The organism is Nitratireductor indicus C115 (genome assembly GCF_000300515.1).
Lineage (GTDB): Bacteria > Pseudomonadota > Alphaproteobacteria > Rhizobiales > Rhizobiaceae > Nitratireductor > Nitratireductor indicus.
In genome coordinates this window covers 224,880-245,061 of sequence record NZ_AMSI01000007.1, presented here as the reverse complement: position 1 = coordinate 245,061, position 20,182 = coordinate 224,880, and the positions used below count along the sequence as shown (strand labels likewise).

The following is a 20,182-nucleotide window of genomic DNA, read 5'->3' as shown; positions in this document are numbered from 1 at the left end:
GGCACCGGGACATGCGGGCGAAGCGATGCGGGCGAAGCGATGCGGGCGAAGCGATGCGGGCGAAGCGCAATTGTTGCGACGGGCAAGTTCGGCCAATCGCAGAAGCGCCGAAGCAGAGCGCTTTCTGTTTGATATATAAAACTATGTCTAGTATATTAGTGAACGTCAGGGCAGCGTGCGCTCTAGTCAAAAGTTGAAAAACCAAAAAACGCAACCACTGAATGAGAGGGGAAGCCATTGAAACAGATCACACATCTTCTTGCAGCCATAGCTGTCGTCGGATTGGCCACGACCGGTCCGGCCCTGGCGCAGGACAAGACGCATGCGGTTGCATCCTTTATTTCGGGCGGTGCGACGGGCACCTGGTACCCGACGGCCACCGCGATTTCCGACATGGTCAACCAGGCCTACGAAGGCCAGCCGGTCAGCACACTACCAGGCAAGGGTGCCATCGGTAACGCACTGGCTGTCGGTTCGGGGCAAGCGGACTTCGGGCTTTCCTACGGACCCTTCCTTCTCGCGGTGTACGAAGGAAATAACCCGGTGCTCAACCGTGACGGTCTGAAGGATTTGCGCATTGTCGCCAACGTGGTGCCAAATACCGTCCAGATCGTGTTGGCCGGTGACGTGCCCGATACCGTGTTTTCCGACGTCAAGGACGGCGGCAAACTGCGAATCGGTGTCGGGGCGAAAGGATCATCCAATCTGTTCGGTATCGAGAAGATCCTCATCGAGAATGGCTCGGATTTCGCGGCGGTCGAGCGCAACGGCGGTTTTGTCATGGAAGGCGCGCAGGAAGGTCTGCTGGATGCATTCCTGAACCGGCAGATCGACGTCTATACAAATACGGTCGGTACCGGGGCGAGCGACTTCCAGCAGGCGCTGGCGACACGCAGTTCGCGTCTCTACGCCATTCCCGAGGACATCCGCCAGAAAATGATCAGGAACTGGGGCTATGTGGCCTATGACATCCCGGCCAACACCTATGCCGGCCAGACCGAAGTGGTGCCGTCGCTCGACCTGTCGACGCTGGTGATCACCAACGCGTCGATGGACGACGACATGGTCTATGAAATGGTCAAGCGCATGGCAGAGAACAAGCCGCGACTGGTGTCGGCCTATAGCGGGTTTGCCAACTGGGAGCCGAAGGACATGGCCACCGGTGCGCCGATCCCGCTGCATCCGGGTGCAGAGAAGTATTACCGCGAAGTCGGCTGGATCAAGTGAAGCCGGCCTAACTTGAGACCACCGCCCCGGGATATTGTCCCGGGGCGATCCAATAACAACGGCAATACCATCGGGTCACGGGGATCATGATGACGGATACAACGGCAATTGATGCTCCCATGGGCGAAACGTCTCTCGATATTCCCGCCCTGTCGCAGGCCGAGTTCGAGACCTCGATCTTCCCCGCTGAACAGCGCCGGACGCACGGTCTGACCCGGCATGTCATCCGGGTCGCCTGCGCTGCCCTGACCATCTTCACGCTATTCTTCGCCTTTCGCACGACGATTGGGGAGATCGCCAGCCGGGGCCTTTACCTCGCCTTCGCGGTTCCGCTCAGCTTTCTGCTCTATCCGGCGCTTCACCGCAGCCGGAAGGACGGACCCTCGATGCTCGACTGGGGGCTCGCCGCGCTTGCGGTGATCGCATTCGGGTGGGCCGTCATCTCGCAGGAACGTTGGCTGGACCGTTACGTGGGTTTCGATCCGATACCGAACTACGATATCGCCCTGGGCGTCATCGCGCTGATCGTGACCTTCGAGGCGACGCGTCGCACGGTTGGCGGCGTGATTGTGGGATTGAACCTTGTCTTCATCGTCTACGCCGTTACCGGACCCTATTGGCCAGGGCTGTTCCAGCATCGCGGCATCAAGCTCGATGAGTTGATCGAAACGCTCTACATGGACACCAGCGGGCTGTTCAATTTCATCACCGGGATCATGGCCACGTTCCTCTTTGCATTCCTCCTGTTCGGAGTATTGCTCAGGGCAACCGGCGGTGACGTGATTTTCACCAACCTGGCCCTCTCTGTAGCCGGACACCGACGCGGCGGACCCGCGAAGGTGGCGGTGATCTCGTCCGGATTGATGGGGATGCTTTCGGGCTCTTCAATTTCCAACGTCGCCACCACCGGTGTGATGACGATCCCGCTGATGAAGCGCACCGGCTACAAGCCGGTCGAGGCTGCCGCCATCGAGGTGGTGGCCTCGGTGGGCGGCGCGCTGGCGCCGCCGCTCATGGGAGCCGGAGCCTTCATCATGGCCAACCTGACTGGATTGCCGCTGACGACGATCCTTCTGTATTCGGTTGCTCCGGCCATCCTGTATTACCTGGCCCTCTATGTGTTCACCGACACCATCGCCGCCAAGCGGGACCTGAAGGGCCTGCCGCGCGAACAGCTTCCAACCCTGGTATCGGTGTTTGTCAGCGGTTGGCACATCCTGGGCTCGATCCTGATCCTGATCGGCCTGATGCTGCTTGGATATACGCCATACTTCGCCGCCGCGGCCTGCGTCATCGGCACCTTTTTTGTCGCGATGATGCGCCGGTCCACGCGCCTGGACTTCCGCAAGACGATTGCACTGCTGGAAGCAGGGGCGCGGACGGCGCTGAGCATCTCGGCGCTACTGGCCAGCGCAGCCCTGATCTATGGCGTGGTGGTGCAGACCGGTCTGCTGACCAAGGTCACGTCGATCCTGCTGACTTTCTCCGGTGGTTCGGCGGTGTTCGCGATCATCCTGCTGGGGCTGATCAGTTACTTCGTCGGCATGGGGCTGCCGGTAACGGCCTCCTATGTCATCATTGCCGCGCTTGGCGCACCCTTCTTGCAGGATCTGGGCGTATCGCTTCTGGCGGCGCATCTGATCATCTTCTGGTTCGCACAGGATTCGACGATCACTCCGCCGATCTGCATGACCGCGATGGTCGGTGCCCGGATTGCCGGAGCGCCGCCAATGCAGACCGGCTGGCTGAGCGTGAAGATCGCCAAGGCGCTTTACCTGCTGCCCTTCGTCTTCGCCTTCGGCGGATTGCTGGATGACCGGATCCACGTCGTCGTGCTGACGGCCGTTGCCGTGGGTGTTTGTCTCTGTGCGATGCAAATTGCGCTGATCGGATACTGGCGCCGGCCCCTGAGCCTGCTCGAACGCGGTGGCTTCTCGCTTGTAAGTGTCACGAGCTTCCTGGCCTCGATTGCGGACACGCCAAGCGAAGCGGCAATTTGCGTTGGTATCACGGCGGCGGTTGCAGCGGTTCTGGTGGTTTCCTCGAAAAGAGCCATCAAGCTTTGATCGCACACTCGAATCCACGTCACTATCAAACGTGTTCAATTATAGATTAGATTCTGCAGTTGGCTCCCCTTTGAATTTGGTGCCACAAAGCCCGTCTTCATCATGCCGGGGCAGACCGTGGGAAAATGGCTATTGCGAGAGCTTCAATTCGAAGCCCCGTGACGAACTGCTCATCACGATTTGCGGAATGTGAGCTCCGTCTGAGGAAAATGGCGCACCCACCGGGGCTTGAACCCGAGACCTCATCATTCGGAGCGCAACTGCCACCCGGTCAGGCGTTTGCCTGACCACGTTCCGATAGCAGCGTCAGCAGGGCGGGATTGATGTAGAGGTTCTCCCGTCCGGCCTTCACCTCCTCAAGCAATCCCTCGGAGACCATCGCCTTTAGGTAGACTGCCGCAGTCTGTCGCTTGGCGACACCGGAATCGACAAGATCGCTGATCCGGCAATAGGGGTTCACGAAGATCAGTTCGGCCAGTTCGTGGGAGTAGACCTTGGGCAGTTTCTGCCGCATCCGCGCGGCGGTCTGCTCCAGCAGATTGCGGATCGTCTGGATCCTCGCCGTGGTCCAAAGCGCGGTTGCCCTGACGGCCTCGATCATGAACAGCAGCCATTGTTCCCACGCCCCGTGCGTGGTGACCTCCAACAGATACCTGTAGTAGAGCGCCTTGTTTTGGATGATGTGCCGGCTGAGATAGAGCACCGGGATATCCAGCAGCCCCTTGTCCACCAGATAGAGCAGGTTCAGTACGCGCCCGGTGCGGCCGTTGCCGTCGACGAAAGGGTGGATGGCCTCGAACTGATAATGCATCACCGCGAGGCGGATCAGCGGGTCGGTATCCTCGGCCTCGTGGATATAACGTTCCCAGTTGGCAAGTTTCGCACGTAACAAGTCTTCGCCTTCCGGCGGAGTATAGATCACGGCTCCGGTGGCGTCGTTCATCAAGGCGGTGCCGGGCGTGTTGCGAATGTCGAGTTCGACACCTTTGATGGTGCGGCAGACCTCGACCGCGATGGCTGTCGAGAGCGGGCGCTGCCTCAGCATCCCGAAGCCGCGGTTCAGGGCGGTGCGATAGCGCAGCGCCTCCTTGGTCGCCGGGTCGGCCTGACCGCCCGCATCGTTGGCAAAGCGGAACAGCCGGTCGGTGGTGGTGACGATGTTTTCGATTTCGGAGCTCGCCTGGGCTTCGAGCAGGGGGATGGAGTTGATCAGCACCGCCTGATTGGGGATGATCTGCCCGGAGATTCGCAACTCCGCCAGAGCGGCGCGCGCCTCAATGCAGGCTTTCAGCACGGCTTTGGTTTCGATATCCCGTACTGGCGGCAGGGCAGGGAGGTCGTTGAACGGACGGTCTGGGCGGAAGCTCATGTCTATAACCTGCGTTCTGATCGACATGCGAAACTGACGTGTCGATGTTATCGACAGATCAGGACAATGTGTCGATTTTTGTGGAATATATCGACATGTCGTTTACGGCGCAAGAACTGTGGTGGCAGGCTGAAATGTGTTGGAGAAATGGCTAGGCTCAGGACTCATTGATCAGTGCCAGAAGATGACGGCGGCTGCGATGCAGATTGCGGAGAAGAAGGTGTGGGCGCATCGGTCATTGCGGGTGGCATTGCGCCGCCAGTCCTTGAGCTTGGCGAGGAGATTTTCGACCTTGTGGCGCTGGCGGTAGAGCGCCTTGTCGTAGGCATAGGGAATTTTGCGGCTGCGGCTCGACGGAATGCAGGGCTCTATGCCACTGGCTTTCTGTTGCTCTCAGAACCATGCGCTGTCATGGCCGCGATCGGCGATGAGATGAGAGGCCGGCGGCAAGGCGCCGAGCACGAGACCGGGCACCCTTGTGATCGCTCATCTGGCCTTCAGACAGGAGCAGAATGATCGGTCGTCCGCCATCGTCGCAGACTGTGTGGAGCTTCGAATTCAGCCTGCCCTTGGTTCGCCCGATACGACGGGGAACATCCTTTTTAAGCAGGCACGCCGCCGTGTGATGAGCCTTCAGATGCATCGCATCGATCATGATACGCTCGGGCTTTGGTCTTTCTCCGGCCAGCCCCGCGAAGATGCGGTTGAACACCCCATCAGGCTCCAACGGACGAAGCGGTTGTAGAGCGTCTTGTGCGGCCCATACGCCGAAGGCGAGTCCTTCCAATGCAAGCAGTTGCGGATCACATAGATGATGCCGCTCACCATTTGCCGGTTATCGATCCGGGGAACTCTATACGACGACGGGAAGAACGGCGATATCTGCGCCTTCTGGCGTTCGCTCAGGCAAAATAGATCATCCATCAAGGCCTCCTTCTCGGAGACCGTGAATCACACCTCAAATCAAATTGATAGATGCTGACCCCAGTTGGGCAAGATCACCGGTTGTAAAGCTGTTCGCCTGGAAATTTCTGGGAATGGCTGATGACGCAACTGCTGTAAATAGAACAGTGTTACGCTATGCAGCGAGCTTCGGGATTTGGTATTCGCCCAATCGCAAGTATCGTTTGGTTGCGCGCCCCCGCAACCAATGATCCCTGCGATCCACTCAAAGCCCCTCCACGGGGCTTTTTGCGTTTCTGAACGCCAGCGCCCGCCGAACTACGAAGCAGCCCCTCGAGCACTTCGGCCTCAGCCAGAAATGCCGGGTTCTTCTTGCCGCAGGCAAAGGTCAGGATCGCCGCCAGGTCACCGCGCAGCACGATCGCCAGTTCTTCACTGTCTGGGACGAGATCGATCCGGCTGACCAGCGTGCGGATCCTTTCCGCCGCATGCGCCCGCGTCTCCTCATTGCCAAGCTGCATGTGGAGGGTGGCAATCTCCCTGTGATAGAATTTTGCGAGGTTCGGGTGCAGCAGGGCAGGCGGGTCCTCGGTCGCGGCGAGCATCGAAGACAATTCCTTCTTCCGCTGCTCGAGGGCGACCATCTTGGCGTTGATGCGATCCGCTGCGCCGCCTTTCAATATCAGGTCGAGAAGCGTGTCGAGTTCGCGATCGATACGCTTGATCTCTGCTTCCGCCGAATCCAATGATGCCCGCGCTTCCATCCGCGCCGTATTGACCGCGCGCGTAAAATCCTCGCAGAACGCCTTGAACAGATCGGGTTCCATGAGATGCTTGTCGAGACCGTTCAGGACGGCTGCTTCAAGCACGTCGCGGCGGATATTGAGGCGGTTGTCGCAGGTGCCTTTTGTGCGGGCGTTCGTGCATCCGAGCATGTCCTTCGAGATCATCGAATAGCCGCCACCGCAACAGCCGCATTTGATGAGGCCGGTGAATAGGTGCTTCGGGCGCCGGCGATTGTTCAGGTTCAGATTGTCGCCCGGCAAAACACGACGCCGCCGGCCAACCGCAATAGCATCCGGCGTGCAACAGGAGTTCCCGTAACTCCGCATCGGTGACGCCGTTGTTTAGCGCTCCGCGAAGGTGTGTTTCCAATTCGCGTGGCCTGTTCAATGCAATCAGCATGGCGACTGTGATCAGACTGCGCGTTTTCAGGTCCAGCCCTTTGCGTGACCATGTCGCGCCCCAACCAAGCGCCGTAACCGCCTGTTGCAGCGCCTGACGCAGTTCATCTTGCTCAGCAGAGGCAAGGGATTTGTCGACATACTCGTCGCCAAGAACCTCACGCCGGATGGGCATTCCAACATTATAGAGTTCCTCATACATCATTTGATATCCCAGCCATGCATCGCTTCCGCTAGTTTAGAAGGCTCGCCATCGTCGCCGCGCGGAGGTGGCCCAAGGAGATCCCGTCAGCCAACTCCACGACCTTCAAGCCGCCAGGGACGACATCGAGGACACCCAGATCTGTGATAATGCGATCGACAACGGCTTTGCCGGTCAGCGGCAGAGTACAAGATTTTAAGACTTTGGATCTTCCTGCCTTGTCGGTATGGTCCATGACCACCACTACGCGTTTTACGCCCGCCACAAGATCCATGGCCCCGCCCATCCCCTTCACGAGTTTGCCCGGGACCATCCAGTTCGCAAGGTCTCCTTCTTCAGACACCTCCATGGCGCCAAGAATTGCCATGTCGATTTTACCTCCACGGATCATCGCAAAGGATGTCGCGCTGTCGAAGTAGGCGGTCTGCGGCAGTTCAGCGATGGTCTGCTTGCCGGCGTTGATGAGGTCGGGATCTTCTTCACCTGCAATGGGGAACGGCCCCATTCCCAGCATCCCGTTTTCCGATTGCAACGTGACAGCTATTCCGGTTGGGATGTGATTTGATATCAGCGTCGGAATTCCGATCCCGAGGTTTACATACCATCCGTCCTGAAGTTCCTGCGCTGCGCGCGCAGCCATGCGGTTTCGATCCCAAGGCATCAGGCCACCTCCTTCGGACGAACGGTGAGCTGTTCGATGCGCTTCTCGTGTACCCCTGAGACAATTCGATTAACGTATATGCCGGGAAGGTGGATGTGATCCGGGTCGAGGCTGCCTAGCGGCACGATTTCCTCGACCTCAGCGACGCATACCTTGCCGCAAGTTGCCGCCGGCACATTGAAGTTTCGCGCGGTCTTGCGGAAGATCAGATTTCCGGAAGGGTCGGCTTTCCACGCCTTCACAATCGAGAGGTCGGCGATGATGCCGGTCTCGAGAATGTGCACTCGTCCATTGAATTCCTTGTGCTCCTTGCCTTCGGCAACGATGGTGCCGACACCCGTTGCCGTGTAGAAGCCGGGAATGCCTGCACCGCCCGCACGCATTCGCTCGGCCAATGTGCCTTGCGGGTTGAATTCCAGCTCCAGTTCGCCTGAGAGATACTGGCGCATGAATTCGGCGTTTTCACCTACATAGGACGAGATCATCCTGCTGATCTGTCTTGTGTTAAGGAGAACCCCGAGGCCGAAGCCATCGACTCCGCAATTGTTCGACGCGACGGTTAAGTTCTTTGCTCCACTTCGACGCAAGGCTTCGATCAGGAGTTCAGGAATGCCACAGAGCCCGAAGCCACCAGCGGCAATGGTCATGCCGTCGAATAGCAGTCCGTCGAGAGCCGCATCGGCATCAGTGTAGGTTTTTGTCATTGGGTCCTCTTCAGAACGCGACACTGTCGGCACCTTTCAGGCCGAGGATTTCTCGCGCTTCATCGGGCGAGGCGATCTCGCATCCAAGGTCTTCGATGATCCTGCGGATTTTCGTGACTTGCTGCGCATTGCTTTCGGCCAGCTTCCCGCGGCTGATAAACAGGCTGTCTTCAAGGCCAACGCGAACATTTCCCTTCATTTGGCTCGCGGTTGTCGCGAGGCTCATCTGTGCGGCACCTGCGCCGAGAACAGACCAGTGATAGTCATCGCCAAAGAGCCTGTCGGCAGTGCGCTTCATGAAGATGAGGTTGTCAATTTCCGGGCCTATGCCACCCAGGATGCCGAAGATGAACTGGATAAAGATGGGCGCCTTGAACAGGCCGATGTCCATGCAGAAGCGCAGGTTGTAGAGATGGCCCACATCGTAGCATTCGTGTTCGAATTTTATGCCATGGGGGGCAAGTGCCTTCGCTGCATTCTCGATGTCGGCAAAGGTATTGCGGAAGATATATGTATCCGATTGAGCTACATAATCCCGCTCCCAGTCGAATTTCCAGGTATCGTAACGCTTTGCGAGTGGATGAAATGAGAAGTTCATGCTTCCCATGTTCATCGAGCACATCTCCGGCGAGAATTTTAGCGCTGGTGCGATGCGTTCTTCGATCGTGTTCTTCAGGCTGCCGCCCGTCGAAATATTTATGACGGCATCGGTTGCTTGCTTTATCCGTGGCAGAAAAGCGGCAAAGGCATTCGGTTCAATCGTCACGCCGCCGTCTTGAGGACGCCTCGCGTGGAGATGCAGGATCGCGGCGCCCGCCTCCGCCGCCTCGATCGCTTGAGCTGCAATATCGTCTGCGGTGTAAGGCAAAGCATCCGACATGGTCGGCGTATGAATTGCACCGGTAATGGCGCATGTGATGATCGTGCGTTGCTTCTTGGTCATTTCGTCTCCGCTTCGTCGAGAATGGCAACTGCCCGGATGAAACCGGCCGAGGCGCCCTTGATCTTGAATGGAAAGCAGGAGACCTGGTACCCGCTCGATGGGAGTAGATCCAGGTTTGCAAGTTTTTCCATATGGCAATATCCCGTCGTCATGGAGGCGCGATGCCCTTCCCAGATAATCGACGGGTCATGGGTTTCGGCCCAGGTTTTCGCGGTATGCGAAAATGGCGCGTCCCAGGACCAGGCATCTGTTCCTGTTACGCGTATCCCCCGTTCAAGGAGCCATTCCGTCGCCGCCCGCCCGACGCCGCAGCCGCGGGAAAGATAGTCGTCATGGCCGTAGCGGCCGCCAGCTGCAGTATTGACCAACACGATATCGCCAGGGCGTAACTCATGCCCAATACGCAGCAGTTCACCCTCAACATCCCTCGGTGTGGCGACATATCCGTCGGGAAAGTGGCGGAAGTCGAGCTTCACGCCGGGCGCGAAGCACCATTCCAATGGTACCTCATCAATTGTGATCGCGTGGGCTCCGCCGTTCATGGTCGAATGGTGATGGAATGGGGCGTCGAGATGGGTGCCGTTGTGCGTCCAGAGCGTTAGTTTCTCGATCGCCCAACCTTCCCGACCCGGGAGATCATCGACGGTGAGACCGGGAAAAAATGAGGTAATCTGGTCGGCTGTCTCGTCGTGTTGGAAGTACTCAATCTGAGGCAACATGAAAGCTGGATCGGACGGGAGTCCCGCTTCGAGCGTGACGGAGAGATCAATGAATCTTTGCATTAGGTGGAGGTCTCACGGGCTAAGTGTAAGAATACCGGTGGCGATACCCGGGAAGGCTATCAACAGGCCAACAGCGATGAGCATCGACAGGGCGAACGGAAACGCTCCGGCAAATATCTCGCCCAGTCCCACTGATGGATCGTTTAATGTCGCCTTGATGACGAATACGGATATCCCGAACGGAGGCGTCAGGAGGCCCATTTCGACAGCCACCACTGTCAGAATGCCGAACCAGATCAGGTCGACATTGAGCTGCGCGAGAATCGGCAGCATGATCGGCACCATGATGAGCATGATCGATGAGCTGTCGAGAATCATGCCCAGCAGAATCACCGCAAGCAGATAAAGCAGAAGCACTGGGAGAAATCCCATGTCAGATCCCGCGATGAGCGCGCCGAATTCCTGCGGGACCTGCGAGAATGCCAGCATTCGAGAATACATCTGGGCCGCAATAATGAGGAAACAGATGGTCGCCGTAATGATGCCGGTCTCAAGGAGCACGACGCGCAGCCGCCGGAGGGTCAACTTGCGCTTCGCGAGACCCAGGATAAACGCGCCAACGCAACCGATAGCGCCCGCCTCAACGGGCGTGAACACTCCGCCGTATATTCCTCCCAGCACACAGACGATCAAGAGAAGGATAGGGAAAGCTTTACGGGCAATACTGAGAGCGGTTTCCTTCTTTGTGGCGGAGTGATCGTGCTTTCCAGTGAAGCTCGGGCGCAAGATGATCATCGCCATGATCAGCAGGCAGAAGATAGTTGCCAGCAGCAGGCCAGGCACGATTCCGGCCAGGAAGAGGTCGCCGACCGATTGTTCTGTCAAAACTGCATAAAGGATGAGCAGGAGGCTGGGCGGGATAAGCATCCCTAGCACCGACGAGCCCGCGACCACGCCAACGGCGAAACGGCGGGTGTAGCCGTGACGCACCATTTCCGGCACCGCAACCCTGGTGAAGACTGCGGCCGAGGCGATGGAAATGCCGGTAATAGCGGCGAAGATGGCGTTGGCGCCAACCGTGCCCATGGCGAGCCCGCCGGTCAGGCGACCAAGGACAGCGTTGGCGACATCATAGGCATCCTGTCCAAGATCGCTTTCAGCCACGAGAAATCCCATGAGCACGAAGAGCGGGATGATCCCGAAATAGTAGCTCGCTATGGAATCGTTGACTGCCAATCCCAGCATCTTGCCGGCCAATATGGGTGAGCCCTTGATCGCCCAGACGCCGCAGAAAGAGGTCGCGATTAAAGCGATCGGTACGTAGAGCCCGGCCAGAACCAGCACCACCAGAACCGCTATGCAAATGAGACCGATGTCAAAGGGTGTCATTGCCGACCTCCCATTTGTCTTGAGACATGCCGCAAGAGCTGCAAGAGCATAACGACACAGGAAACAATGACAGCGATCCGCACCGGCCATAACGGCGCGGTGAATGTGCCGGTCGCGCCTATGAAGAGGTTGTTCGCGAAGGCCTTTTCGGCCAGCGGCCAGGTGAATCCGAGGATGAGGGCAACGACAACCAGTGCCACCAGATTGAATATGACCTCCATCCAACGGTGAAGGCTCGGATTGCGACGGACGAGCATGTCCGGAATTGCATCGGAACGGGTAAGCCGGTTCTCCCGCATCGCGTAAGGCAGTTGCAGAAATACGATGCCCACAATGGAGAGCGCCACGATTTCCGGTACGCCGATCAGGGGGCTATTGGCGATATTTCGTAAAGCGACGTCTGTGCTGACCAGGAGAACCAATCCTCCGATCAACAACGAACCGACAAGATTCATGCCGTCGATCACGACATCGAGCGCGCGTGTGACTGCTTTCAAAGAACCGGTCATGCCCGTTATTCCTTGTCCCAGTCGCGAAGCGGCTTCACGCCGGCGTTGCGCATGCGGTCCATGTACAGTTTCAAGATTTCCGTGCCGGGCAGGCCACTGGTATCGGCCTTGTTCGCCCATTCCTGGGCGATATTCTTCATCCCCTTCGCCCAGGCCTTTCGCATGTCCTCAGAAGCGATAGTGATGTGTGCACCTTCCGCCGCCATTTTCGCCAAGGCTGCATCCGTGCCTTCCTCTAGCGAGCGCAGGTACCAGTCACCCGCTGCCTTGGCCCCCTCACGCAGCGCCTTCTGGACCTCTGGAGGCTGGCTTTTGAACCATTCCGCATTGGCCCCGATCTCACCCGCATACTGTGCACCGAATCCGACGCGCGTGATGTATGGCGCGACTTCGTGCAGTTTGGCAGGCAATGCCGCGGTGGCAAACAGGATGACGCCGTCGTACACGCCGGTCTTGATGTCGTTGTAATAAAGCGGGATCTGGCCAGACACGCCAACCGCCCCTGTGCCGTCAAGCCAACTGACGGCGGCGCCAGCTGTGGCAATTTTTCGTCCCTTGAGGTCATCGAGCGACTTCACCGGAAACGTCGTCAATAGAAGATAGTCGTCGATTGCCAGTGGTCCGCCTAAAGGCACAATGTTGTGCTGGGTGAAGGCGGCTTGCAGCCGAGGGTCCGTAAGCACCAGTTCGTTCATCAACTCGTTGACCGTCCGGGGGTTTGGGCTGACGAAGGGTGTGTAATAGGTGACGTTTTGAAGCGGCATCTTTGCCGGGTCGAACAGGCTCTGGATGATGCCGATTTCGGCCAGACCATCCTCGACCGTTTCAAGTTCTTCGCCAACCCCAGCGATCGACCCGCCGAATTGGTTGCTGAAGCTGATCTGGTGCCCGGTTCCTTCAAGCGCTTTTTGCACTGCCGGTTCGAAGGCTGCGGGAAACATTTTCACCCATCGGAATACTTCAGGGTGTCCCGCGACAACCGTGGCGCTGATGGTATCGGCCCAAGCAGAACTCGCAGCCATAGTGGCCAGCAATGCAACAACGAGTCGCATAGTTTTATCCTCCCTCAAGAGTGCCGCACGTTCTCGTGGCAGCACAGCCGACCTCCCGTCGGCCCAGGAAAAATATCCTGACTGATCGATTAGTCAATGCACTTTTTGAGCGGAGATGTTAAGTTCGTGATCAGGAATGCCGTTCGTATGAGGAGGATCATCGGATGCCCAGGGCTCAAGCCATTGCACTTGAAGAACATTTTGCACATCCAGAATTCGCGGCGCGTTTCGGTGTTGCTGGGCCGGTAGACGCGTTGACCGGTCCTCTCGAAAGTAGGCTGCCCGATATGGATGCTGCAGGCATCGAGATTCAGGTTCTGTCCCACGCCCCCGGCGCGGCGCAGTCGCTACCCGCCGACGAAGCTTGCTCCTGGTCGGAGAGGATCAACGATCACCTCGCTGCCGCCATAGGCGGGAACGCACGGTTTGCTGGCTTCGCCTCATTGCCGATGACAGCACCAGAGGCGGCTGCCCGTGAGCTGGCACGCACCGTCGAAACGTTGGGCTTCCGTGGGGCGATGCTGCATGGTCTGACGAATGGCGCCTTTCCAGATGACGAGAGTCATTTCTCGCTCTATGCGGAAGCCGAACGTCTCGGCGTGCCGATCTATCTCCATCCGTCCTTTCCCCATCCTGCCGTGATGCAGGCCTATTACGCTGATTGGACGGAGCGTTTTCCGATGTTTGGAATGGCCGCAGCCGGATTTACCGCCGAGACAATGGTGATCGCCATTCGCATGATGCTGGGGCGGATTCCCGAGCTTTTCCCCAAGTTACAACTCATTCTCGGTCACATGGGGGAAGCAATTCCGTTTCTGCTGGAACGAATTGATGAATCGCTAGCTCGCAACAACGGTGGCCAGCGCTTTTTCCGTGAGCGTTTCCTTCGTCATTTCCACATTACAACGAGCGGCAATTTTTCAGACGCGGCGCTGATTTGCGCACTGAGTGAGATGGGAGCAGACCGTATCATGTTCTCGGTGGACTGGCCTTACGTGGCTAACCGTGCTGGTCGAGATTGGATCGATGCGGCGCCATTAAACGAGCAGCAACGTCTATTGATCCTCAACGGAAACGCCCGCCGTGTCCTGCGTCTTCCCTAGCTCCACGGGCTGTGGTCCGTTCCGGGAGGCGAAAAGTTGGCAGCAGAACATTCGTTGACTGTGAAGGGAGCGGGCGGGTATGGTCTGACTGATCAGTTAAGCAGCAGAGTCCCCTCAATCATGAAAGCATCCCCTTCTCGTTCCGTCAGCGGACCTGCTCCGGATAATCGCGAAGCAATCATGTTGGCAGCCGAACGCGTGTTCGCAAGAAGCGGGTATGATGGCAGCAGCATGCGTGACATAGCCAAGGAGGCGAACGTTTCGCAAGCCCTCCTGCACTACCACTTTGGAACGAAGGAAAAACTGTTCGATGAGATTTTTTCCTTTCGTGCAACTGAGATCAACCGGGAACGAGGCCGCCATCTCGATCGCCTGTTCGCTGACGGTGCCATTCCTGACCTGCCACAGTTGATCGATGCCTTGTTTCGACCCACCGTTGAACTCGGTCATGACCCCGATCGCTTCGGCAACTTCTTTTCAAGGATTCTGGCGGCGTCTGCTAACTCGGATGATCCTCATACCAAGGACCTGATTGCTGAACACTACGATAGCACAGCCCTGCGTTTCATCAGCGCGTTTGAAAAGGTGCTCCCGGGGATTTCGCGGGAGGACGCTGTCTGGGCGTATATGTTCTCGATCGGTGTTGGCATGACCATGATGGCGCGCACCGGCCGCACGGCAAGATTGTCGAACGGGATTTGCGACGATAGCGACGTGGAGCTTCTGCTGCGAAAGATCAATCTTTTTGTGTGTGGTGGACTGCTCAAGATGGCCCCGGCTGCCAAATCGTAGCTTGGTTCCTCCAGAAAGCCGCTTCTTTCTAAACGATACGAAAGTTCTTCGATCAGCACACTTGACCGAATTGCACTGCACTGTATAGTGCAATGTATCGTCTTCGCCGCATACCTTAGAAGGTTGAATGCCGGCGGTGTGGTGATAGCGGACCGCTCCTGAATTCCAGCACTCTGAACGAAGATCGGGGGCTTTCCGCGCGAATGTCGAATTACGCGCTGTTTCAGAGGAAAGTCCAATGTTGACGACACCTGTTCCGACTATCAATTCGAGATGGTCGTCGAGAAGTTCTAATGACCTATTCGATGTCGATAATCCGGCGACCGGCGAAATCATTGCCCATGTTCAGGGAAGCGGAGTTGCAGAAGTTGGTAAGGCCGTCTCCGCTGCGCATGCTGCGTTCTTAGGGCATTGGCGCGAACGGTCTGCACGCGAACGTGGTGCCATGCTCATGGCGGCAGGCAAGCATCTGGAGAACCATGCTCAGGAACTTGCCGAACTTGTCTCTCGGGAAAATGGAAAGCCAGTACGCGATGCGTTGCAATTCGACGTTGCCAGTCTGACGGGTTCCTTTGCCTTCTTTGGTGCGCTGGCCGGCAAAAGCGGTGGTGAATATCTGGATCTCGGTTTTGTGACGTCGGCGACAGTGCGTGAACCATTCGGCGTGGTCGCCGGCATTATTCCCTTTAACTGGCCGCCCATTCACACCGGCGCAAAGGTTGCGCCGGCTCTTGCCGCAGGAAACACGATCGTCGTGAAACCAGGAGACCAGGCACCGCTGACGATCATGCGCATAGTAGATCTTCTCAACGAAGTGCTGCCGGAGGACGTCCTTCATTGCGTGACCGGAATAGGGCCGGCGGTCGGGCAAGCACTGACGCAGCACCCGCTGGTGCGCAAGATCTCGTTCACGGGTGCGCCTTCAACAGGCACGGCCGTTCTGAAGACGGCGGCCGAACGCCATGTACCGGTTCTGTGCGAACTTGGCGGTAAGAACCCATTTATCATCATGGCCGACGCGGATCTCGACCAAGCTGTGCGCGATGCGGTTGACGGAGCCTTCTTCAACAAAGGTGAGGCATGCACGGCCGCTTCGCGCATTCTGGTTCACCAGGACGTTCATGATGCGTTCGTCGAGCGTTTCTGCGCAGCTACCGAAAGGCTGACGACTGGAGACGGCGCACTGGAAACGACCCACGTCGGCCCTGTCGTATCGCGGGCACAAAAGGAAAAGGTTGAAAGCTACATCCGCATCGGCCAATCGGAGGGCGCCACCATTGCTGCGCAAGGCAAGCTACCTGATGATCCCAGGCTAAAACAGGGTTATTTCGTTCCACCGACTGTCTTCACAAATGTCACCTCGAAGATGCGCGTTGCTCAGGAGGAAATCTTCGGTCCCGTCACCTGCGTGATGAAGTTCAAAGACGAAGCCGATGCAATCGAAATCGCCAACGGGACGCAGTTCGCGTTGGTCGCCGGCATCTATTCGAGAGATCAGGAACTCGCCAATCGTATGGCTCGGCGGGTGGAGGCGGGAATCGTTTTCGTCAACAACTACAATCGTATCGTTATCGGCACGCCGTTCGGCGGCACAAAATCGAGCGGCTACGGGCGTGAGCATGCCGCGGCAACGCTGAACGAATTCACCTATTCAAAGGCGATACGGACCCCGACCGGGAGAGTTCCGGTTCCGGAATGGAAGGCTGTCACGGATATTTTCGGCCGCTGAGAAGCTGGATCAGGAAGAGCGGCCAATTTTGCCGCTCTCCAAGCAACCCGCATTCGAGAAACAAACGCTTGACTGCACTGCATGATGCAGTGCATTACTAGACTGCACCATGCAGTGCATCGCGCGGTGATCACCCATGATGATCCAACCATTGCCGCGCCAACCAAGAAAAATGGGAACACAATGAATTCAATTGAAAATGGAGTTTCGGACTTTATCTCGCTCCGCCACGTCACAAAATCTTTCGAGACCATGTCCGGTGACATCGTCACTGCATTGCGTGACGTTTCACTTCAGATCCCAAAAGGCGCATTCGTCACTCTCTTGGGCCCAAGCGGATGCGGAAAGAGCACGCTCCTGCGGCTGATCGGCGGGCTTATCGAAAAGACCAGTGGCGACGTATTGCTTGGAGGAAAAGCAGTGGAAAAGCCGACGAACCAGGTCGGCATGGTTTTTCAGTCGCCGGTCCTTTTGCCTTGGCGCACCGTGCTTGAGAATGCCACGCTTGCGGCCGATCTTGGCAAATTGAGCAGAGCAGAAGCCCGTGAAACTGCGTCGCGGTATATCCGTCTTGTCGGGCTCGAAGGGTTTGAGAGGAAGTATCCAGGTGAACTTTCCGGTGGCATGCAGCAGCGTGTCGCAATCTGTCGAGCGCTTGTGCACAATCCCTCCGTGCTGCTCATGGACGAACCATTTGCCGCACTCGACGCCATGACCCGGGATCATCTTCAGGTGGAGCTTCAGAGCCTCTGGATGGCGGGCGACAAGACTGTCGTTTTTGTCACCCATTCGATCTCAGAAGCAGTGTTCCTCGCCGACTATATGGTTGTCTTGGCCGCTCGTCCCGGAAGAGTTGTCGAAGTCATCAAGGTGGATCTACCTCGGCCAAGAACCCTCGACATGGTCAACTCTGCGGAGTTTGGGGGCTATGTCAGCCATGTCCGCGGCTACTTCGAGGCTGAGGAGCGTGCGGCGTGACTGATCAAGTATCCATGGCTATGCGGCCAGCTAAAACCAAGCGCAACCGGAGATTATCGAGCGGCTTCGACCGCGTCACGATGCTGGCCATTGCACTGTTCATCCTGTTCCTTGCTGTATGGGAATGGATTCTCATTCCAGCAACGGGGGTGAGCCCAGCTCTACTTCCTCGCCCAAGCCAGATTGCTGTATCCCTTTATCAAGGCGCTGTGCAAGGCTATCTCCTTCCCAATACTTTCATCACGTTGCAGGAGGTGCTGATCGGCTTTGTCGTTGGTTCCGCCCTCGGATTTGCCCTTGCGGTGCCTGTCGCGGAATGGCGGGCTGTGGAGCGGATTCTATCGCCATATGTTGTCGCCCTCCAGGCCATTCCCAAGGTGGCGATAGCCCCACTTTTTGTCGTCTGGTTTGGCTATGGCCTTTCCTCAAAGGTCCTCATCGTCGGCCTGATCACGTTCTTCCCGGTCTTCATCAATACGGTGGCGGGTCTGCGCTCGGTCGCCCATGAACAACGCGAGTTGTTCATGATCTATAACGCGACACGCTGGCAGCGATTTCGATATCTGACCCTACCCAATTCCGGCAGTTTCGTTGTGGCGGGTCTGAATGTTGGGGTCACGCTCAGTGTCATTGGTGCGGTGGTCGCCGAATTCGTTGGGGCGCAAGAAGGCCTTGGCTCGCTTATCGTCCGTGCGGGATTTGCAATGGACACGGCAGGCGTTTTCGCAGGGGTGCTGTGCCTCACTGTTATCGCAGCCATCCTCAGCGCTACCGTGCAGCTTTTGGGCCGGAAAATCGTCTTCTGGGCGAACGATCTGCGCCGTTGATTAAATCCATCTTCAACACAACTCGGGGGAATGACAATGCTCGCCAAACGTCATCTAGCAGGACTACTTCTTACAACCGCCGTCCTTTTCGCAATCGGCAGTGAAGCCGGGGCTGCCGAAAAGCCCCGCACGGTGCCATTCGTTATCGGCAACCCGCTGATGATTCAGGCGGTCTATGAACTGTATGTGCCACTTGCAATGGGCTGGTGGCGCGACGCCGGATATGACGTGCAGGTGCAATACATGCCCGGCTCCAGCGCTGCGGTCCAAGGAATCATTGGCAAAAGCGCGAGCGTTGGAATGATGAACACGACACCTTGGATGGTTGTCGATGCAAAAGGACTTTCTGACATTCGCATGGCAGCCGTGATGACGAATAGTCTCTGGAGGGTCATCACGGAAAAGTCGAGCGGCATCACGAAGCCGCAAGACCTCAAAGGAAAGAAAGTCGGCCTGGCGGTCGGCGGGTCGGGTGGCTCCATGTATCTCGATTCGTTGCTTGCCAAAAACGGAATGGATCCCAATCGCGACGTACAGAAGATCGTCATCGGCATGGGTGCTCAGGCCCAGGAGATGTTGCGGTCCGGTAGAGTTGACGCGAGTCTGACTTTCACGCCGGAAATCGCCACCTACCAGGCGCTGGGCGGCAAAGTGAACTTTATCTACGACGACGCATGGTTGCGCTTTCCGGACTACGGCTTTGTCGCGACAAAGGACGCCCTCAAGACTGATGCGAAAATGGTCGAGACGCTCGCGCGCGGCGTGGCAATGGCACAGGTCTTTGCCGAGGCGAACCCCGAATGCGTCGCGAAAATATACCGTAAGAACTGGGCCCCTGACCGGAGCACGACCCTTGCGCAAGACACCGAAATCCTCAAGAGCATGCTTGAAGAGCGACGTCTGCCTTTCGAGGCCTCAGGCGGGAAACTTCATGGAAAACCGGCCGTAGCTGGACTTGGGGAGCTTCAGGAGTTCCTTCACAAGAACGGCCTGATCGAGACCCCCGTCGATCCTGCGCGGTTCGTCTCGGACGATCCAGCGTTCTACAGTCGAATCAATGACTTTTCCAAAGATGACGTCGTCGCCCAAGCGACGAAGTGTGAAGGCTACTGATAAATTTACGACGAGGAGCATATTCGATGATCGAGATCGACCATATTTGCCTGGGCGCGCGGAACTTCTGGGAGTCGACTCACCGTCTGACTCAGGAAACCGGATTGGGCAATGCCGAGGGAGGATGGTTTCCTGAGTACCGGCTTGCCAACCGGATCTTACCCACCGGCGGTGATACCTATATCGAGGTGGAAGGGGTGATCGATGCCCACGCCGTTGAGGCGGGACATCCAGTCGCCAAATTTTTCCACGAGGCGACCCGGGACGGCGATTGTTTTATAGGTTGGTGCGCCCGCGTCGACTCTCGGGCGGAATTGGACGCAATCGCTCGACGCCTGGGAAGCGACGTTTTCGAGGGAACGATGCGCATGCGGGCGGACGGATCGATGGGTTACTCGGCGCGCACGCCTGACACATCCCGTGCCTGGAAAGCGGGCCTGCCCAATTTTTTCTACATTGAAGACAGATCAGAGCACGCAGGTCGGCTTCAGCCGCAATATGGAACCACGATCGCCCGCGGCATTGCCTGGATGGAACTCGGAGGTAGCGCTGCGGAAATGAGCGATTATCTTGGCATGGATGCCGCTCGGCTCGGCTTACGGTTCAACGGTGGCAAGCCGGGGCTCCATGCAATGGGCATTCGCACTGACAGTGGTGAGGCCATCATTCGTCGTCCCGTGATGCCGGGAACAACGGGAAAACTCTAGCC

General features: G+C 57.5%; 19 protein-coding genes and 2 pseudogenes. 10 read left to right on the top strand and 11 right to left on the bottom strand.

Features of this window, described 5'->3' with window-relative positions:
* Window positions 1-237 precede the first annotated feature (237 nt).
* The 3 genes and pseudogenes from NA8A_RS12370 to NA8A_RS25705 form a co-directional block, all read left to right on the top strand.
* Window positions 238-1,227 (top strand): TAXI family TRAP transporter solute-binding subunit, encoded by a 990-nt coding sequence (locus NA8A_RS12370; protein ID WP_009450640.1) that lies wholly within the window; start codon window positions 238-240, stop codon window positions 1,225-1,227.
* An 86-nt stretch (window positions 1,228-1,313) separates the two neighbouring features.
* Window positions 1,314-3,293 carry a TRAP transporter permease gene (locus NA8A_RS12365; RefSeq protein ID WP_051018002.1) on the top strand — a complete coding sequence of 660 codons (1,980 nt, stop codon included), beginning with the start codon at window positions 1,314-1,316 and terminating at the stop codon, window positions 3,291-3,293.
* Between the two features lie 52 nt (window positions 3,294-3,345).
* A pseudogene (locus NA8A_RS25705) lies at window positions 3,346-3,465 on the top strand (integrase core domain-containing protein); the annotation flags it as partial.
* A gap of 99 nt (window positions 3,466-3,564) precedes the next feature.
* On the opposite strand, the gene fic reads toward NA8A_RS25705, so the two are convergent.
* The 11 genes and pseudogenes from fic to NA8A_RS12310 form a co-directional block, all read right to left on the bottom strand.
* Window positions 3,565-4,662 carry a protein adenylyltransferase Fic gene (gene fic / locus NA8A_RS12360; protein ID WP_009450638.1) on the bottom strand — a complete coding sequence of 366 codons (1,098 nt, stop codon included), beginning with the start codon at window positions 4,660-4,662 and terminating at the stop codon, window positions 3,565-3,567.
* A 171-nt stretch (window positions 4,663-4,833) separates the two neighbouring features.
* Window positions 4,834-5,586: pseudogene (locus tag NA8A_RS24675) on the bottom strand (IS5 family transposase).
* A 149-nt stretch (window positions 5,587-5,735) separates the two neighbouring features.
* Window positions 5,736-6,515, bottom strand: a complete 780-nt coding sequence (locus NA8A_RS12345; RefSeq protein WP_240532781.1) for a zinc ribbon domain-containing protein — start codon at window positions 6,513-6,515, stop codon at window positions 5,736-5,738.
* Window positions 6,427-6,954, bottom strand: coding sequence for a carboxymuconolactone decarboxylase family protein (locus tag NA8A_RS25475; RefSeq protein ID WP_074896757.1), 528 nt, complete (start codon window positions 6,952-6,954; stop codon window positions 6,427-6,429). Before NA8A_RS25475 ends, NA8A_RS12345 begins: the two co-directional genes overlap by 89 nt.
* A 28-nt stretch (window positions 6,955-6,982) precedes the next feature.
* Window positions 6,983-7,612: a 3-oxoacid CoA-transferase subunit B gene (locus NA8A_RS12340; protein WP_009450630.1), complete on the bottom strand. Its 630-nt coding sequence runs from the start codon at window positions 7,610-7,612 to the stop codon at window positions 6,983-6,985.
* Complete coding sequence (locus NA8A_RS12335; RefSeq protein ID WP_009450629.1) at window positions 7,612-8,316, bottom strand: CoA transferase subunit A; 705 nt, start codon at window positions 8,314-8,316, stop codon at window positions 7,612-7,614. The genes NA8A_RS12340 and NA8A_RS12335 overlap by 1 nt, the downstream gene beginning before the upstream one ends.
* A gap of 10 nt (window positions 8,317-8,326) precedes the next feature.
* Entirely contained in the window at window positions 8,327-9,259 is a 933-nt protein-coding gene (kce, locus tag NA8A_RS12330; protein WP_009450628.1) for a 3,5-dioxohexanoate:acetyl-CoA acetone transferase, read from the bottom strand.
* Entirely contained in the window at window positions 9,256-10,041 is a 786-nt protein-coding gene (locus NA8A_RS12325) for a cyclase family protein (protein WP_009450627.1), read from the bottom strand. Before NA8A_RS12325 ends, kce begins: the two co-directional genes overlap by 4 nt.
* A 12-nt stretch (window positions 10,042-10,053) precedes the next feature.
* The gene (locus tag NA8A_RS12320; RefSeq protein WP_338086164.1) at window positions 10,054-11,328 is read right to left on the bottom strand and encodes a TRAP transporter large permease; all 1,275 of its coding nucleotides are present in this window, start codon (window positions 11,326-11,328) and stop codon (window positions 10,054-10,056) included.
* 38 nt (window positions 11,329-11,366) lie between these two features.
* Complete coding sequence (locus NA8A_RS12315) at window positions 11,367-11,879, bottom strand: TRAP transporter small permease subunit (protein WP_009450625.1); 513 nt, start codon at window positions 11,877-11,879, stop codon at window positions 11,367-11,369.
* A gap of 5 nt (window positions 11,880-11,884) precedes the next feature.
* Window positions 11,885-12,931 (bottom strand): C4-dicarboxylate TRAP transporter substrate-binding protein, encoded by a 1,047-nt coding sequence (locus tag NA8A_RS12310; RefSeq protein WP_009450624.1) that lies wholly within the window; start codon window positions 12,929-12,931, stop codon window positions 11,885-11,887.
* A gap of 164 nt (window positions 12,932-13,095) precedes the next feature.
* On the opposite strand from NA8A_RS12310, the gene NA8A_RS12305 reads away from it, so the two are divergent.
* The 7 genes from NA8A_RS12305 to NA8A_RS12275 all read left to right on the top strand — a co-directional run bounded on the left by NA8A_RS12305 (window position 13,096) and on the right by NA8A_RS12275 (window position 20,180).
* Window positions 13,096-14,034: an amidohydrolase family protein gene (locus NA8A_RS12305; RefSeq protein ID WP_009450623.1), complete on the top strand. Its 939-nt coding sequence runs from the start codon at window positions 13,096-13,098 to the stop codon at window positions 14,032-14,034.
* Window positions 14,035-14,070: 36 nt separating this feature from the next.
* A complete protein-coding gene (locus NA8A_RS12300) occupies window positions 14,071-14,826 on the top strand; it encodes a TetR/AcrR family transcriptional regulator (protein WP_240532780.1) in 756 nt (251 codons plus the stop codon).
* Window positions 14,827-15,067: 241 nt separating this feature from the next.
* Window positions 15,068-16,555, top strand: a complete 1,488-nt coding sequence (locus NA8A_RS12295; protein ID WP_202802943.1) for an aldehyde dehydrogenase family protein — start codon at window positions 15,068-15,070, stop codon at window positions 16,553-16,555.
* Window positions 16,556-16,738: 183 nt separating this feature from the next.
* Window positions 16,739-17,533 carry an ABC transporter ATP-binding protein gene (locus NA8A_RS12290; RefSeq protein ID WP_009450620.1) on the top strand — a complete coding sequence of 265 codons (795 nt, stop codon included), beginning with the start codon at window positions 16,739-16,741 and terminating at the stop codon, window positions 17,531-17,533.
* Between the two features lie 80 nt (window positions 17,534-17,613).
* The gene (locus NA8A_RS12285; protein ID WP_009450619.1) at window positions 17,614-18,360 is read left to right on the top strand and encodes an ABC transporter permease; all 747 of its coding nucleotides are present in this window, start codon (window positions 17,614-17,616) and stop codon (window positions 18,358-18,360) included.
* A gap of 36 nt (window positions 18,361-18,396) precedes the next feature.
* The gene (locus tag NA8A_RS12280) at window positions 18,397-19,473 is read left to right on the top strand and encodes an ABC transporter substrate-binding protein (RefSeq protein WP_009450618.1); all 1,077 of its coding nucleotides are present in this window, start codon (window positions 18,397-18,399) and stop codon (window positions 19,471-19,473) included.
* 26 nt (window positions 19,474-19,499) lie between these two features.
* The gene (locus NA8A_RS12275) at window positions 19,500-20,180 is read left to right on the top strand and encodes a VOC family protein (protein ID WP_009450617.1); all 681 of its coding nucleotides are present in this window, start codon (window positions 19,500-19,502) and stop codon (window positions 20,178-20,180) included.
* Window positions 20,181-20,182: the final 2 nt, after the last annotated feature.